Origin of the sequence: Natronolimnohabitans innermongolicus JCM 12255, from assembly GCF_000337215.1 — an archaeon.
In the GTDB taxonomy this organism is placed as follows: Archaea; Halobacteriota; Halobacteria; order Halobacteriales; family Natrialbaceae; genus Natronolimnohabitans; species Natronolimnohabitans innermongolicus.
In genome coordinates this window covers 19,689-35,329 of record NZ_AOHZ01000002.1, presented here as the reverse complement: position 1 = coordinate 35,329, position 15,641 = coordinate 19,689, and the positions used below count along the sequence as shown (strand labels likewise).

The following is a 15,641-nucleotide window of genomic DNA, read 5'->3' as shown; positions in this document are numbered from 1 at the left end:
TTGTCTAAGCCAATCGAGGTTGTAGACGATGTATCGTCCGGTCCGCACCGCGAGCTGGTCGGCGGGGCTAGCGATCGTTCTCGTCGGCGTCGTCATCGGGAGCGCCGCGCTCGGGCCGGTCAAAATCGATCCGATAACCGTCGCGATGGCCGCCCTGAACGCCGTCGTCGTCCCGTCAGAGCTCTCGTTCAGCACGGCGACGCTCCCGAGAATCGGCGTCGACGTTCCGCTACCGGGAGTCGAGTACACGTCCGTCTTCGACTTCGAGGTGCAGGGAACGCACCAGACCATCGTCGGAGACATCCGACTCCCCCGCATCGTGCTGGCGGCGATCGTCGGGTTCTCCCTGGCGGCCGCCGGGACGGTCATGCAGGGGTTCTTCCGGAATCCGCTGGCGGATCCGTCGATCATCGGCGTCTCCTCGGGAGCCGCCGCGGGCGCCGTCGCCGCGATCGCGTTTCCCGCGCTGGTGCCGCTGGGCAGCCTGCACCTGTCGGCGTTCATCGGCGCGTTAGGAACCGCGTTTCTCGTCTACGCGATCGCCACCGAGGGCGGGCGGACGCCGGTCGCGACCCTCCTGCTGGCCGGCGTCGCGATCCAGGCCTTCCTCGGCGCGATGATCTCCTACATGCTCGTCCACAGCGGCGACGACCTTCGGGAGGCCGTCGTCTGGATGATGGGCCACCTCCACAACAGCACCTGGAGCGACGTCCAGTTCGCGCTGCCGGTGACGATCGCTGGCGTCGGCATCCTGCTCGCGTACACCCGCGAGATGAACGTGCTCCTGCTCGGCGAGGAGGACGCCCACCACCTCGGCGTCGACGTCGAGCGGACCAAACTCCTCTTGCTCGCGCTCGCGAGCGTCGTCACCGCCGCGGGCGTCGCCGTCGCCGGCGTCATCGGCTTCGTCGGCCTCGTCGTCCCCCACATCATGCGGCTGCTCGTCGGCCCCGACCACCGAATCCTGCTGCCGACCAGCGCGCTCGCCGGCGCCTCGTTTCTCGTCATAACCGACACGATCGCCCGACTCGGGGCGATCCCGATCCCGTTCGGCCCCGATATCGCGACGCCGATCGTTCCCGTCGGCATCATCACGGCCGCGCTCGGCGCGCCCTTCTTCCTGTTCCTGCTGACCCGTCGAGAGGTGCACGCAGTATGACTGTGTTCGATAATCGAAACGACGACGACGGAACCGCTGACGGCGATCGGGACGAAAACAACTCCGACGGCCACGACACCTACGGCACCCATGACGCCCACGGGGTGGCGAACGACGGCACCACGGACGAGGCCAGCGACCCGATCGAACCTGCGACGATCGCCGTCGAGAACTGCTCGCTTTCCTTCGGCGACCTCTCGGTCCTCGAGGACGTCTCGCTGACCGTCGAACCCGGCGAGTTCGTCGGCTTCGTCGGCCCCAACGGCGCCGGGAAGACGACCTTGCTGCGGCTGATCAGCGGCGCACTCGAGCCCGATTCGGGCCGGATTACGATCGACGGCGTCGACGTCCACGCGGTCGACTCGCGGACCTCGAGCCGGCTGGTCTCGGTCGTGCCCCAGGACACGACGCTGTCGTTTTCGTTTCCGGTCCGCGACGTGGTCGAGATGGGACGACACCCGCATCGCTCGCGATTCTCGAGTCCCACGCGCGCGGACCAGGAAGTCGTCGACGACGCCCTCGAGCGCACCCGGACGGCCGAACTGGCTGACCGGCCGATCGACGAAGTGAGCGGCGGACAGCGCCAGCGAGTCGTTCTCGCACGCGCGATCGCGCAGGCGACGCCGGCAATGCTCCTCGACGAGCCGACGGCGAGTCTGGACGTCAACCACCAACTCGAGACGCTCGAGTTGGTCCGCGAACTCGTCGACGACGGGCGAACGGTCTGTGCGGCGATTCACGACCTCGATCTGGCGGCCCGGTACTGCGATCGGCTGGTGATGCTCGCCGACGGCGCGGTCTACCGGAGCGGGCCGCCGTCGGAGGTCCTCTCCGGCGACGCGCTCTCGGACGTCTTCGACGCGACGGCGACGGTCACGCAGAACCCGATTACGGGGACGGAGACGGTGACGGCGCTGCCGACGCCGGTCGGCGTCGGCCTCGGAGGCGAGGGACCGGCCACCGCTGAGAGCGCCACTGAGCACGGTGGCGATGTCGAGGACGGCGACGCAGCCACTGCCGATCACCGCGTGCACGTCCTGGGCACCGGCCCGACGGCGACGAGCGCCCTCGCTCGACTCGAGCGGGAACCCGGGCTGGCGCTTTCGGTCGGCCCCGTCGTCGCCACCGAGACGACCGCCGAGACGGCCCGCTCGCTCGGAATCGAGCCGCTCGAGGTCGCCCCGTTCGAGTCGCTCTCGCCGGCCGAACTGACCGCGTTCGAGGAGCGCGTTCGCGACGCGAACGTGACCGTCGTCACCGAGGGCGTTTTCGAGTCCGGCGGAATGGGGACCGAGTCGCTACTCGAGACGGTCGATGACGTTGCGGACGCGGTGGTCGTCGCGACGCAGGACGAGGATCGGGACGGTAAAGCAGCTATTGCGGCGGCCGGCGACAGTGCGGTGTGGACGGCGACGCCGGAGACGATTCTCGAGGCGGTTGCGGATGCCCTCGAGACCGGTATCGACGGACAGAGCACGGTGATCGGCGCCGAACCCGGACCCGGACTGGAGACCGAGTCATCGGCCGGCGCTGCCGAGGAAGAGACCCGGTCGACAGCCACGGACGGCGGCTCCGACTCGAGTGTGGTGGGAGGATCGAGTTCGGGTTCAGATTCAAATTCGAACTCGACTCTGCGCTAGCGCAGAGTCGAGTTCGAGTCCGGGCTCGAACGCCGGCGTTTCGGCCGACTCCTCGAGCGACTAGCCGTTAGTACCCGAGAAGTCGGAGAACGATTCCGAGAACGATTCCCGAGATGCCGACGAGGATGCCGACACCGGGGATAACGGGAATGGGTATGAGACCGATTCCGAGAATAATCGCGAGGACGATCACGATCGTCGAGGCTCGAACCATACGTTGCTTCGTTGACAGCCGAAGGTACCAGTTGTGCTTGCGTCTGCGATTCGAAACGGAACCGAACCCGAATTCGAGGCCCCTCCCGTACTCGACTCCGACCGCCGTCGCGCTGGACGCAACTGGACGGTTTTTTACCGCTCCGCCTCCGAGTGGGCGCCAATGAGCGAGTACGATTACGACGAGCTCGGACTCGTCGCCGGGCTGGAGATCCACCAGCAACTCGATACGGCGACGAAGCTGTTCTGTCAGTGTCCGACCGAGCTTCGCGAGCCCGAGGAGGCGACGCGAACGTTCACGCGATACCTCCACCCGACGCGAAGCGAACTGGGCGAGATCGACGACGCCGCCTTAGAGGAGAGTCGCGTCGAACGCGAGTTCGAGTACCTCGCCTACGACACGACCTGTCTGGTCGAGGAAGACGACGAACCGCCCCACGAACTCGACGAGGAAGCCCTCGAGACGGCCCTCGAGATCGCCCAGTTGATGGCGATGCATCCGGTCGATCAGGCCAACGTCATGCGCAAAATCGTCGTCGACGGCTCGAACACTTCCGGCTTCCAGCGCTCGACGCTGATCGCCACCGAAGGCGAGATCGAGACGAGCGACGGCGCGGTGGGGATCGAGGATCTCCTCCTCGAGGAGGAAAGCGCCCAGCGCGTCGAGGAGACGGCCGACGGCGTCCGGTACAGCCTCGACCGACTCGGCATTCCGCTGGTCGAAATCGGCACGAAGCCGGACATCTCCTCGCCCGAGCAGGCCCTCGAGGCCGCCGAGCGAATCGGCATGCTGTTGCGCTCGACGGGGAAGGTCAAACGCGGCCTGGGGACGATCCGCCAGGACGTCAACGTCTCCATCGAAGAGGGCGCGCGCGTCGAGATCAAAGGCGTCCAGAGCTTAGACGACATCGACGACATCGTCCGCAACGAGGTCGGCCGACAGGCCGAACTCGTCGCCATCCGCGACGAACTCGAGGAGCGCGAAGCCTCCGTCGGCGAGGTTCAGGACGTGACCGAGGTCTTCGAGGGAACCGACAGCGGCGTCATCGCCGGCGCGCTCAACAGTGGCGGATCGGTGACGGCCGTCCCGCTCTACGGCTTCGACGGCATCGTCGGCCGCGAAATCGCGCCCGACCGCCGGCTCGGCACCGAACTCTCCGACCACGCCAAGCGCCACGGCGCCGGCGGGATCTTCCACACGGACGAACTCCCGGCCTACGGCGTGACCGAGGCCGAAGTCGACGCGCTTCGCGACGCCGTCGGCGCCGGTCCCGAGGACGCCGTGGCGATCGTCGCCGCCGACGCCGACGTCGCCGAAGCCGCCATCGAGGCCGCCGCCGAACGCGCCGGGACCGCCCTCGAGGGCGTCCCCGAGGAGACCCGCGGCGCGAACGACGACGGGACGACCCGCTACCTGCGCCCGCTGCCCGGCGCGGCGCGGATGTACCCCGAGACGGACGTGCCGCCGGTCGAACCGGACCCGAGCGAGGTCCCCGAACCAGAACTGCTGACCGAGAAGGTCGAGCGCTATCAGGACGAGTACGACCTCGGCGCTGGACTCGCCGAGCAGGTCGCCTACGGCCAGCACATGCCCCTGTTCGAGGACGTCGTCGCCGACGGTATCGATCCCACGCTCGCGGCGTCGACCCTCGAGTCGACGCTGACCGAACTCCGACGTGACGACGTCCCCGTCGAGAACCTCACGCGCGAGCACCTCGAGGACGTGTTCGAAATGGCCGAGACCGGGGATCTGCCCAACGAGGGCGTGCCGGACCTGCTGACCGAACTGGCCGAGGAACCCGATCGAACCGCCGAAGAGGCGGCCGAGTCGGCCGGGCTCGGCGGCGCCGACGACGAGGAAGTCCGCGAGGCCGTCGTCGAGGTCGTCGAACGCAACGAGGCTCAGGTCGAAGAAGAGGGAATGCAGGCGTTCTCCGGCCTCATGGGCGAGTGTATGGGCGCGATGCGCGGGAAGGCCGACGGCGACCTCGTGAGTCAGTTGCTACGTGAGGAGATTCAAAAGCGCGCCTGAGCGCGCTTCAGTCGCGTATCCATACCGTAGACGCCGTTCCGCTCGAGTAGCTGATCAGGAGTACCGAAGATTTACTTCGATCTCGTTTGCGATCGCAAGCACCTGCTCTGCCAGTTCGTCGTGAATCTTCGCCCGCGGGATTCGGTTCGCCGCGCCGGCGATCGCGATCGCCCCGACGACCTCGCCCTCGAGTCGGATCGGTGCCCCGACGCCGTTTAAGCCGACGATCGCCTCGCCGAACTGGACCGAGTACCCGCGTTCGCGCGTCCGTTCGATCATTTCGAATAGCTCCGCCTCATCGGTGATCGTGTTCTCCGTTCGAGCGGGGAGTCCGTGGCGATCGACGATCGATCGAACGCGTTCTTCCGGAAGGAACGCGAGAATAGCTTTGCCACCGGCCAAAGGGTGAAGCAATCGCCGCTTGCCGACGTTCGCGAAGTTCTGGAACGGGTTGCCGCCGACCGCCTTGTGTATGTGAACGGCGAGCCCGTTCTGTTCGGCGCTCAGCCAGACGGTGTGTTCGGTCTGTTCGGCCAGATTCTCGGCGAGATCCTTGCCGACCTGGTACAGCTCGTTTTGGCGCATCGCCGAGAACCCGAGGTCGAGAAACCAGAGCCCAACGCGGTAGGTGTCGTCGTCGCGAACGAGATACCCCAGATCTTCGAGCGTTGCGAGGTGGCGATGAAGCGTACTCTTCGCGAGATCGAGTTCGGCGTCGAGTTCACTGAGCGTCAACCCGTCACGCTCTTTGATCAACTCGAATACCTCGAACGACGTCTGCGTCGTCGTGACCGGCTGACTGGGACGCGTTCGCTTTTCCATGCGTGAGTCTAGCACCCGTAGCTCGAAAAGCTTTCGAATAGTTCGAACGGAGAAGATGCGAGTACCGACGGGATCGGTGTGAGCAGTTCCCAGCAGAGAGAACCGTACCCCTAGATTTCGTTCAGCGGGGACGACTTGAGGGGCCAGCTATGCCGTTCGAATCTTGCGAACGCCACTCAAATATAAATGATAGTATAGAGCGTTCCGGACGGCGCACAATATAGGCGTTTTGGGGCTTGAAGCGTCTTATTTACGAATTCAAGATATCAATATTAGTAACCTTTATATGACGAGTTACACTGGGTGTTACCATGGGGCATGACAAAAGTAACCACTTGCGGCGACTGGATCGTCGATCGGTGCTGCGATCCGTCGCTGGAGCGGGTATCGCTGGTGTGACCGCGTCGCTTGCAGGCTGTCTCGGTGGTGAGGACGAAGACGTCATCACGAAAGGGACGACCGAAGGTGGAACGACCGGTCTGTTGACCGAGACACTCATGGATGAGGGGTTCGATGAGGACCACGGCATTCAGATCCAAAGCGAAGCGTTCGCTGCGCCGCCACAGGTCCAACAGCAGCTCGTTCTCAACGAAGACATTCCGGCCGCATACATGGGTTCGATCGTCGCGACACGAAACTGGGAGGACAATCAGATCGAACTCGTCGGCCCGTACATGAACTACCACGCGTACATCGTTACCAGGGAAGACTCCGACATCGAGGAGCCACAGGACCTCGAGGGAATGGAGCTCAGTTGGGCGAGCAGGGAGGCCGATGCGTGGCTCAAAGTCGCCGTGATCCTCGCACAGGAGTACGGGCTGGAGCCGGACGATTACGAACTGAGCGAGGTCGCGCCCGCGACCAGCATCGGACTGCTCGAGGACGAGGATCTCGACGCGATCCTGTTACACGAGCCGCTCATCACGAACGCGCTCGTCGAACACGACTTCGAAATCGTGCTCGATCCCGAGGAAACCTGGGAGGAGATGACCGGGCTGCCGATGACGACGGTCGACGTCGCGTGGGAACAGTCGTGGTACGAGTCGAACGAAGAGGACGCTGAAGCCTTCGCAGCGGCGGTGTACGACACGCAGAACTACATCGAAGACAACTTCGACGACGTCATCGACACCTACGCCGACGCCATCGGTCTCGAGGGCGACGAGCAGATCGAACTGGCGAAAGAACGGCTCCCGGGAACGTATCCGACGGAGTGGTCCGACGATCTCGCTGAGTCCGGTCTCGAGTTCGTCGAACAGGCCCACGACCTCGGAATCCTCGAGGTCGAACCGACCGACGACATCTACAACGTCATCGATGTCTGAAGCAACCGCAACCGAACCAGGGTTCCGGCGATACGGCCGCCGTTTGCTCGAGGAGAAGCGCTTCTATCAGTTGCTGTCGATCGGGGTCGTCCTCGCCACCTGGGAGGTGATGGCGATGTTTTTCATCGGCCACTTTCTGCCGCCGGTGACGGAGGTCGCCGCCTTTACGGTCTCGATCGTCGCCAGCGGGGAGTTTTTCGTCCACGCGGCGGATACGATCCAGCGGGTTGCGATCGGTTTCGGCGCCGCGTACACGGTGAGCATCCTGCTTGGAATCGTGATGGGGCTGTACAAGCGCGCGGAGTACTTCTTCGAGATTCTCGTGCTGATCGGCATCACCATTCCGGGACTGGGAATCGTCGTGCTGGCGATCATCTGGTTCGGCGTCTCGAACATGACGGCGTACGTCTCGCTGTTCATCCTGGCGACGCCGATGATCGTCTTCAACTTCTGGAAGGGAATGCAGTCGTTAGACAACGACCTGATCAGCATGGCCCACGCCTTCGAGGTCTCACGACGCGATATCTTCCGGGACGTGCTGATCCCGACGCTGATGCCGTACATGCTCGCGGCGGCCCGCTTCGGATTAGCGCTGTGCTGGAAGATCGTCGTGCTGGTCGAACTGCTGGCGCTGACCAGCGGCGTCGGCTACATGATCAACCAGCAGTTCCAGGTCTACTCGATCGTCGGCGTGCTGGGCTGGACGCTCAGCTTCACGCTGGTCATGATGGCCGTCGAGTTCGGCATCCTCAAACCCCTCGAGCGGCGGGCGACGGCCTGGCAGGAAAGTTCGGATAACCAGCGAGTGACGATATGACACAGATGAGCAAATCAACAGATACGAATTCGGATTCGAGACAGGTACAGGGAACGGCAATCACCGTCGAGAACGCCTCGAAATCCTACCGACAGGCAGACGGCTCTCACCTCGAGGTGCTACGAGAGCTGTCGTTCGAGGCCGAGCCGGGCGATTTCGTCTCGATTCTCGGCCCCAGCGGCTGCGGGAAGTCGACCCTGTTGAATCTCATCGCCGACCTCGAGGAGCCGACGAGCGGGTCGGTAACCGTCGGGACCGACGACGGGGAGACGACGGTCGGGTTCGTCTTCCAGGAGCCCAGACTCCTCGACTGGCGGACGGTCCGCTACAACATCGAGTTCGGCCTCAAGGGGATGGGCATCCCCGAATCTGAGTGGGACGAGCGTGTCGACCGCTACCTCGAGTTGGTAAACCTCTCTGAGTTCGCCGACGAGTACCCGCAATCGCTCTCTGGCGGCATGAAACAGCGAGTTGCGCTGGCACGGGCGATGGCCATCGAATCCGACGTGATCCTGATGGACGAACCGTTCGGCGCGCTCGACGAGATTACTGCACGCGAACTGCGCCAGGACCTCGTCGACATCTGGCAGCAAGAGCGCAAGACGATCGTCTTCGTCACTCACAACGCTCTCGAAGCGGCGTTTCTCTCCCAGCGGGTGCTGGTGCTCTCCCAGCGGCCCGCCCGAATCGTCGAAAACAGAGCCGTCGAGAAACCCCATCCGCGGGATCTCGACGACCCCGACATCGTCGAAGTGTCCGAAGAGTGCGTCGACGTCCTCCAGGAGTACATATGAAGGTCACACTACTCGGGACCGGGAGTCCAGTTCCCCTGCCGGATCGCGCGGGGACCAGTATCCTCGTCTCGATCGGCGACGAACGGCTGTTGTTCGACTGCGGGCCGGGAACAGTGACCCGACTCCTCGAAAACGGGATCAATCCCGGCTCGATCGATCGCTTGTTCTTTACCCACCACCACATCGATCACAACGCGGAGTTCTTCAACTTCGCCATCACGAACTGGGCTCGCGGGAACGGATCCGAGACGCTCCGAATCCACGGCCCGAATCCGTGGACTGACACGCTGCTCGAGTCGCTGTACGACATCTACGAGGAAGACATCGAGTACCGAGAAGAGGTCGGCTATCCGTCGAACGGGATCTGGGACGTCGAAACCGATCCGGTCGACGATGGGTCGGTGATCGAAACGAGTCGGTGGCGAGTCGAAGCCCGCGAAGTCGATCACTCGATCGAGGCCTACGCCTACCGAATTACCGATACGCAGACTGGACGAGAGGTCGTCCTCTCGGGCGATACGAGCATGTGCGACGAAATCGTCGAGATCGCGGACGGCGCGGATCTGCTCGTTCAAGACTGCTGTATCGCACCGGTCGCCGACGATCCCCCGACGGACGAGGACACGGACGCGTACGTCTGGGACGAGTACACGTCGGAGCTCCCCGACGAGAAGCGAGCCGGACTCCACGAGACGCACTGCGATCCGTCCGAGGCGGGCGAGATTGCCTCGAATGCGGCCGTCGATACCGTCGTGTTGACCCATCTGCTACCGTACCGCGACCGGGAGGCGATCCGTTCCGGCGTCGCGGCGCAGTTCGACGGCGACATCATCGTCGCGGAGGACGGACTGGAGGTCGGTGTCGACCCGATCGACGCGACGACGAATCGGTAACTGAACGCGATTCCGGGCCGAACGCGGTCAGTCGTCCTCGGTTCTCGTCTTCGCTCAGTTGTCGGTCAACTCCTCGAGCAACGTCTCTAACTCGTAGCTCTGGAGGGCATCGCGCTCTTCGATCGCCGAAATGACGAACGTCGAGTCCGTCCGGTCGACGCCTTCGAGCTGTTCGAACTCGGCGATCAGTCGCTCGACCATGCCGCTGTCGCTCAGCCGCGCGATCACGATGAAGTCCGTCTCGCCCATCGTGAAGTAGACGTTCGTGACCCCTTCGACGGTCAGCAACTGATCGGCAAAGGACTCGTAGGAGCCTTGGTAGTCGGCGTGGATCTCGACCAGTACGGTGACGCCGAGACCCAGTTCCTCGAGGTCGATCTCGTAGCGATCGTTCGCGATGATCCCCTCCTCGCGAAGGTTGTTGAGTCGGTAGTGAATCGTCGAGACCGGAATACCCGTCGCTTCGTGGAGTCGCTCGGGACTGCCCGTCTCGAGTTCGGAGATCGCCTTCAACAGTCGCACGTCGCGCTCGTCCATGGGCGTCCTTCGGGCGGCGACGAAATACCTCTTGTGACTGATATGGTTGTAGTTCTCTCCAATACCTACTGTACTAGTGAGAGAGTACTCGGATGAAATCCATATGTGTGGTTCTAAATTCGTCTATTTCGGTTCTCTTGTAGAAGCGTTCAAATAGTACCGTCAGCTTCGAATTTGGTATGACTCTTACCGGATTCATTCCAAACCGGCACCGCGAAACGGTGCTGTTTTCGATGCTCGCACTCTGCTGGGGGAGCTCGTTCGTCGCGATCGAGATCGGCCTCGAGTACGTTCCACCGCTGCTGTTCGCCGGATTTCGATACGCGATCGCGGGGCTGATCGTCTTCGGCTACGCGGCACTCGTCACCGACCGACTCTGGCCGAGGACCGTCTCGGAGTGGCTCGCGGTCTCGCTGGCGGGCGTGTTCGTCATCGCGCTCTATCACGGCCTGCTGTATCTCGGCGAACTGTACGTCTCCGGCGCGCTCGCGGCGACCGTCGCCAGCACGGCGCCGATCCTCACGGCGGCGTTCGCCGGCGTGCTTCTTCCCGACGAGCGACTGGCACCCGCCGGCATCGTCGGCTTCGTCCTCGGCCTCCTCGGCGTGGTCGCGATCGTCCAACCGTCGCCCTCGGCGCTGGGCGGCGACGTAACGCTGGGTGCGGCGCTCGTCTTCGCCTCGGCGGCCGCGTTTGCCCTCGGGACCGTGCTCGTGCGCCCGATCGAGTCGACGCTCCCGCTCGAGTCGCTCCAGGCCTGGGCGATGGTCATCGGGGCCGGCGTCCTGCTCGCCTGGGCCGGACTGCGCGGCGAATCCGTCGCCGCGATCGAGTGGACGGGGGCCGCGCTCCTCACGTTCGGCTACCTGACGCTGATCTCCGGTGTGTTCGCCTTCCTGCTGTACTTCGAACTGCTCGAGCGAAGCGGCGCGACGCAGGTCGTCCTCGTCGGCTACGCCGAACCCGTCGTCGCGATGGGCGTGAGCTGGCTCCTGCTCGGCCAGGTCGTCGACTCGGTGACGGTGCTCGGACTGGCGGTCATCCTCGTTGGCTTCGTCCTCATCAAACGCGAGGCCCTCCGGGCGCTGCTTCGCTCGCTGCTCGGGACGCGGTCGACCACGCTCTGACGCGTCGGCCGACGGACAGATCTCCTGCGAGTTTGACCCCGGTTTCGATACTCCGCGTTTTGACTGGTGAGTTCGACGAACAATCATAAAATATAGATAGATCTGCATATCTGCGTCGTCGAAAACCTTTATCAGTTTACAGACTGGCACCATCTACTAACGCATGACAGACACAGAACCGAGCGAGATCACGGCCGTCTGCCACGTCCGTGCGCCGTTGTTGCTCGAGCCGGTCGATCGGCAGATTGAGACCCTCCGTGCCTGCGAATCCGAAGGGGCGGTCGACGATCTGTTGCTTCGCAGCTGGCCAAAAGAGATCGCGCTGAGCGACGACAGCCCGTATCAGGAGGCCCTCGAGAGCTTCGAGCGGTTCGAGCGGTGGGCCGACCGACGCGGCGTGAGCGTCCGTCCCCCGTTTCGCGAACGGACGACGACCTCGCAAATAACCGGCGAGACGACGAAACTGCTCGTGACGCCCCTGCTGTGTCTGGAACTCTACGCGGACGACGAACTCGTCGGCGTCTTCCCCCACACTGACGAGACGACCGACGAAACGCACACCTCCGACGAGGCCATCGCTGCGCTCCGAACGGGCGACCGCCCGACGCCGCTCGGAACCGAACCCGAATCAGAATCCGAGCGTACCGACGCGAAGCCCGACGTCGAAACCGACTGCCCCGAATGTGGTTCGTCGCTGGTCGACGGACAGGGGCTGTTCGCCTGCCTCGAGTGCGGCTGGATCGGAACGGTTTCCGAGGGCGGCCAATTTGTCCCGGAGACCGATAGCGCACGCTCGAGTGCGGACGAGCCGGAGACCGATAGCGCGCGATCGAGTGCGGACGAGCGTGAGACGACGGCCGTCGAGTCGCGATAGGGTGCGATAGGTGTCGTCGTCGCCGGGAGACGGCGTCGCGCCGAGCCGTTGCGGTCGTTACCGCTCGGCGGGCCGTTCCGTCGCCCGCCGGAGGACGCCGAGAAGGGTATTCGCCTCGCGCTCGGTCAGGTCGGCCCGGCCGAACACCCGTCGGAGCAGTCGCATCGTCTTGTCGTGTTTTTCCTCGGGATGGTTGATCTCGCGGAGGAGGTCGTCCCACTGATCGTACAGGCGGTCGACGGTCGGTTCGGGCGCACGAACGCGGTCGACGTCGGGGAGTTGCGTTCCGTCGTCGGTCAGCGTCAGCGATCGAAGTTCGTAGAGCGTGATCGTCGCCGCCTGTCCGAGGTTGAGAACGGGGTAGTCGGCGCTGGCGGGAATCGAGCAGATCTCGTCGATCCGCGCGAGTTCCTCGTTGGTCAGACCGACCCGTTCGCGACCGAAGACGAGCGCGGTCGGGGCCTCGACGGTCGGGAGTCGTTCGGCGAGTTCGGCCGGCGTCGAGAACGGAAAGCGAACGTGGCTGCGGTCGTCTTCGTTCGTCACCGCGGTACAGCCGATCGTGTGATAGGTATCGACGAGGTCGTCGAACGAAATCTCGGCCGCGTTCGGGAGGATGTCCTCGCGGGCCTGACCCGCGAAGCCGTAGGCCTCACCGTCCGGATCGAGTTCGGGCGGGTCGACCAGCAGTAACTCCTCGAAGCCGAAGTTCTTCATCGCTCGAGCGATCGTTCCGACGTTCCCCGGCGCCTGGGCGTCGACGACGGCGACTGCCGGCGGCGTGCGGTCGGACGAGGGATCGCTGGCGGGGTCGGGAGTCATCGTTCAGTGTCGCATATCCACTCGAGGAGGGGAGTAGCCGTTTCGGTTCCGAGCGGACTCGAGCGAGAATGGGAGCGATCGGGTGTGGTGTTTCGTGACTGTGTGACCGTGATCGACTCTTTCCTCGATCTAGTACCGTTCCAACCGTCGACTGATGGGTCGAATCGGACCACATCACACGATCCGCCCCATCAGTTCAGGCTTGGACCGCCACTAGCCTGATCTATCCTTGATCACCCTACAGAACCTCACATCTAGTTACCGTCTTCGTCTTTCTTAGCTAGTCTTACTAGCTAGTCTAGAAGTAGTATTTCTAGTCTAGAAGATAATTCTAGAGAGTGATCCTCATCACTTCCCGGAAATCACGCTCTCCTCTCGAGTCGTCATCTTGTCGCTGGTCTCGACCGATCTCGAGTTGTGTCGCTTAACGTCCGGGTATCGGTGTCGTCTGTTCTGGTATCAGTTTCGTCTGTCCTGGTATCGGTGTCGTCAATGTCCCTGTCGCGATCGTATCGGTACTGCCATCGTTGCGATCGTGGATACCATCTCCGTCACCGTCGCCATCTCCGTCACTGGTGGGCGATCACCCCCACTATGGTCACGTGTGAAAATCCGGCGTCTGACGGAGAGAACCGCCACTATTCGATCCGTACTACAGTACTGCGTTCGCGAAGGGGGGACACACCCCCTTCGCGTATGTAACGCTGTATTCGTGTGGCGGTCTATTCGTGGAACACACCTCCGTCGCGGATGTAATCTCGGGGCAGAAAATCCCAGATCGGCCAACATTCGGGAATAATTTTCCACCCCACCCACCCGTTCGTCGTTACAAACGCGAGGGGGGTGTGTGTCCCCAACGGCTCGAGTGAGAGCGTCGTTTCAGGCAATAGCGTCCGATACCGGTGGTATTCGCCCGCCGTTTCCAGACTCCTGAGTCCCGTGGCGCATCTCGAGTCGCGATCCACTGTCGTTCGAATGCCGACGGAAACCGGCGTCAGCGTTACATCCGCGATGGGGGTGTCGGTGGTTGCCACGTTCTGGACGTACTCGATCGACGCGATTCAACCAGGTGTTTAGAAACGCGAGGGTCCTGCGTTCTGGTGAACAACCGAATCGAGGTCGTCTCTCCACCGTACGGCTCTAGTACCCGAAATTTACATCCGCGATCGATCTCCATACCTTTATTTCAGTTCGGTAGAAAGCCACGTGGTAGCGCAATGTCCGCCAACGACGATCGTGATCCACTCTTTCGGTACGACGATCCGGTGTTTGCCGACGAGCGGTTGCTCGAGATCACGCACCTGCCCGGCCCGGATCGGATCGTCGGCCGCGACGAGCAGATGCAACGGGTGGCGGACGCCCTGAATCCCGCGATCTTCGGGAGTGAGCCCAACCACCTGTTCATCTTCGGGAAGACCGGAACCGGGAAGTCGCTGATCTCCCGGTCGGTCACCCAGCGCGTCATCTCGGAAGCACAGCGCGACGACGTCAGAGTCAAGTACGCCTTCATCGACTGCGGCGAGCAAAACACCGAGGCCTCCATCGTCAAGACGATCGCCCAGATCGTCAACGAATCCGATCGGAGCGGCATCACCGTTCCCGACCGGGGACTCGGCACCGGCGACTACTACAAACGCCTCTGGCAAGCCGTCGATCACTGCACCGACGTTACCATCGTCATCTTAGACGAGATCGACATGCTCGAGGACGACGAGGTCCTGCGGAAACTCTCGCGGGCCGGCGAGAATCGACGCATCTCGGACTCGAGCATCGGCATCATCGGCATCTCGAACAAGATCGACTTTCCCGACCACCTCTCCGAGCGCGTCAAATCGAGTCTCTCCCGCGACGAACTCGTCTTCTCGCCGTACGACGCGAACCAGCTGGTCGAAATCCTCGAGAAGCGCCGCGACGCGTTCCACGACGGCGTGCTCTCCGACGACGTGATTCCGCTCACGGCGGCGCTCGCGGCCCAGGAACACGGCGACGCGCGCAAGGCGATCGACATCCTCCGGAACGCGGGCCGGATCGCGAAAAAACAGAACGCGACCCGCGTGACGGCAGACCACGTTCGCGACGCCAAGGAGAAAACCGAGGCCGACCGGTTCAACGAACTGATCGAGGGCTCGCCCCAGCAGGCCAAGGCGATCCTCTACGCGCTGACGATCCTGACCGAGAACAGCTCGGAGAAGGAGTTCCCGACGAAGATCATCTACAACCAGTACAAGTCGATCGCTCACCAGCTCGACTTCGACGTGCTCTCGGAGCGTCGCGTCCAGGAGATCCTCCAGGAACAGAACTTCCTCAACGTGATTCAATCCGAACGCGAGGGTCGGGGACGGGGCCGCGGCGCCCACGCGAAACACCGCCTGCTCGAGAACCCGTCGATCGTCAAGAAGGTCCTCCTGCGGGATTCGCGGCTGGCGGTACTCGAGGACGACGACGAGGAGTGACCCGTCTGTAGGGCCGGGAGAGCAGCCCCGGGCTACACGGAGGTGACGAGACGACACGACGAACGTCCAGATCGATCGTCGTTTCAGCCAGAACCGACGAATCCTCTAGGAAATATGCTCTCCTCAGAATCCC

General features: G+C 63.3%; 14 protein-coding genes. 10 read left to right on the top strand and 4 right to left on the bottom strand.

Translation table 11 applies throughout. The features are described from left to right. Positions 1-28: 28 nt before the first annotated feature. Both btuC and C493_RS00185 read left to right on the top strand, forming a co-directional pair. Positions 29-1,159 (top strand): vitamin B12 ABC transporter permease BtuC, encoded by a 1,131-nt coding sequence (btuC, locus tag C493_RS00190; RefSeq protein WP_007257355.1) that lies wholly within the window; start codon positions 29-31, stop codon positions 1,157-1,159. Then, positions 1,156-2,799, top strand: coding sequence for a heme ABC transporter ATP-binding protein (locus C493_RS00185; RefSeq protein WP_007257354.1), 1,644 nt, complete (start codon positions 1,156-1,158; stop codon positions 2,797-2,799). Before btuC ends, C493_RS00185 begins: the two co-directional genes overlap by 4 nt. A 67-nt stretch (positions 2,800-2,866) precedes the next feature. Here the strand turns inward: C493_RS00185 and C493_RS23295 are convergent, their stop codons facing one another. Then, entirely contained in the window at positions 2,867-3,013 is a 147-nt protein-coding gene (locus tag C493_RS23295; RefSeq protein WP_162832284.1) for a hypothetical protein, read from the bottom strand. Between the two features lie 162 nt (positions 3,014-3,175). Between C493_RS23295 and gatE the strand changes: the two genes are divergently transcribed. Next, the gene (gene gatE, locus C493_RS00180) at positions 3,176-5,044 is read left to right on the top strand and encodes a Glu-tRNA(Gln) amidotransferase subunit GatE (protein ID WP_007257353.1); all 1,869 of its coding nucleotides are present in this window, start codon (positions 3,176-3,178) and stop codon (positions 5,042-5,044) included. A gap of 54 nt (positions 5,045-5,098) precedes the next feature. On the opposite strand, the gene C493_RS00175 is transcribed toward gatE, so the two are convergent. After that, on the bottom strand, positions 5,099-5,866 hold the full coding sequence (locus tag C493_RS00175; protein ID WP_007257352.1) for an IclR family transcriptional regulator: 768 nt from the start codon (positions 5,864-5,866) through the stop codon (positions 5,099-5,101). Between the two features lie 311 nt (positions 5,867-6,177). Between C493_RS00175 and C493_RS00170 the strand changes: the two genes are divergently transcribed. The 4 genes from C493_RS00170 to C493_RS00155 are packed head-to-tail and all read left to right on the top strand — an operon-like array spanning position 6,178 to position 9,695. Continuing rightward, positions 6,178-7,191 (top strand): ABC transporter substrate-binding protein, encoded by a 1,014-nt coding sequence (locus C493_RS00170; RefSeq protein ID WP_152421065.1) that lies wholly within the window; start codon positions 6,178-6,180, stop codon positions 7,189-7,191. Beyond that, the gene (locus C493_RS00165; protein WP_083912348.1) at positions 7,184-8,008 is read left to right on the top strand and encodes an ABC transporter permease; all 825 of its coding nucleotides are present in this window, start codon (positions 7,184-7,186) and stop codon (positions 8,006-8,008) included. The genes C493_RS00170 and C493_RS00165 overlap by 8 nt, the downstream gene beginning before the upstream one ends. A 5-nt stretch (positions 8,009-8,013) precedes the next feature. Continuing rightward, on the top strand, positions 8,014-8,802 hold the full coding sequence (locus tag C493_RS00160) for an ABC transporter ATP-binding protein (protein WP_007257349.1): 789 nt from the start codon (positions 8,014-8,016) through the stop codon (positions 8,800-8,802). Next, positions 8,799-9,695, top strand: coding sequence for an MBL fold metallo-hydrolase (locus C493_RS00155; protein ID WP_007257348.1), 897 nt, complete (start codon positions 8,799-8,801; stop codon positions 9,693-9,695). The genes C493_RS00160 and C493_RS00155 overlap by 4 nt, the downstream gene beginning before the upstream one ends. A gap of 54 nt (positions 9,696-9,749) precedes the next feature. On the opposite strand, the gene C493_RS00150 is transcribed toward C493_RS00155, so the two are convergent. Further along, complete coding sequence (locus C493_RS00150; RefSeq protein ID WP_007257347.1) at positions 9,750-10,232, bottom strand: Lrp/AsnC family transcriptional regulator; 483 nt, start codon at positions 10,230-10,232, stop codon at positions 9,750-9,752. Between the two features lie 179 nt (positions 10,233-10,411). Between C493_RS00150 and C493_RS00145 the strand changes: the two genes are divergently transcribed. Next, positions 10,412-11,359, top strand: coding sequence for a DMT family transporter (locus C493_RS00145; RefSeq protein ID WP_007257346.1), 948 nt, complete (start codon positions 10,412-10,414; stop codon positions 11,357-11,359). A gap of 163 nt (positions 11,360-11,522) precedes the next feature. Continuing rightward, positions 11,523-12,233, top strand: coding sequence for an HTH domain-containing protein (locus C493_RS00140; RefSeq protein WP_007257345.1), 711 nt, complete (start codon positions 11,523-11,525; stop codon positions 12,231-12,233). A 57-nt stretch (positions 12,234-12,290) separates the two neighbouring features. On the opposite strand, the gene C493_RS00135 is transcribed toward C493_RS00140, so the two are convergent. After that, on the bottom strand, positions 12,291-13,055 hold the full coding sequence (locus C493_RS00135; protein WP_007257344.1) for an RNA methyltransferase: 765 nt from the start codon (positions 13,053-13,055) through the stop codon (positions 12,291-12,293). 1,217 nt (positions 13,056-14,272) lie between these two features. Here C493_RS00135 and C493_RS00130 point away from each other — a divergent pair. Then, a complete protein-coding gene (locus tag C493_RS00130) occupies positions 14,273-15,508 on the top strand; it encodes a Cdc6/Cdc18 family protein (protein ID WP_007257343.1) in 1,236 nt (411 codons plus the stop codon). Positions 15,509-15,641 lie beyond the last annotated feature (133 nt).